The organism is Vibrio sp. 03_296 (assembly GCF_002265885.1).
In genome coordinates, this window is the sequence record NZ_NPKW01000524.1 from 1 (window position 1) to 750 (window position 750).

The following is a 750-nucleotide window of genomic DNA, read 5'->3' on the forward strand; positions in this document are numbered from 1 at the left end:
ATGAAGTTGAAGAAACTGAGCTGCCAGAAGGCGAAGGAAGTGGACGCACGGAAGCAACTGAGCAAGCACCTCAGACACAAGCTCCTCAAGCAGACAACGATGACGCAGCCGACCAAGAGTAATCTTGCTTAGCAACGACATAACAAAGCCAGATAGTGCAAACTATCTGGCTTTTTTCTTTTTTGTCGATAGGAAGTTGGCAATGGGTCAAAGCGGGCGCTGAAAAAGTTTGCTAAGCTGAATGCTCATTTTCTAAAGGATAATCATATGGATAGCTGGTTAATTATCGCGACAATTATGATGCTGTTTTTCTGTATCAGTATCTGGATGGCGGCCGCGAAATGGGCGGCGAAACAATGGTATCTACTTAGCTTCTTAACGCTGGTTGGTGCTGTGATTACCTATGGTGTACTGCAGAGCTCCCGCCCTGAACCAAAGCCAGAAAATACGATGTTAAAGAGCATGACGGGTGGAAGGACTTGATGGACGCAACTGCAAGTTCAATTTAAAAAGAGAATCCGAATGATGCGGAGTTGTGGTTTCAACTTGGGCAAGGGTACCTGCTTAATAAAGAGTTGGATGCTGCTTTGATCTGTTTCGACTATGCAATACAGCTGACCGAGCAGCCGTCCTCTACTCAACTTGCGGCAAAAGCAACCGCATTGTACTGTACCTTCGGATACTCAGCAAATGAGTGGTGAGGTAAGCCTTTTGCTTGAGCAAGCCTTACAGCTTGAACCTTACAATGAG

At 45.9% G+C, this 750-nt stretch carries 1 protein-coding gene; it reads left to right on the top strand.

Features of this window, described 5'->3' with window-relative positions; translation table 11 throughout:
- Positions 1–267: 267 nt before the first annotated feature.
- Entirely contained in the window at positions 268–483 is a 216-nt protein-coding gene (locus tag CIK04_RS34015) for a hypothetical protein (RefSeq protein ID WP_325205841.1), read from the top strand.
- Positions 484–750: the final 267 nt, after the last annotated feature.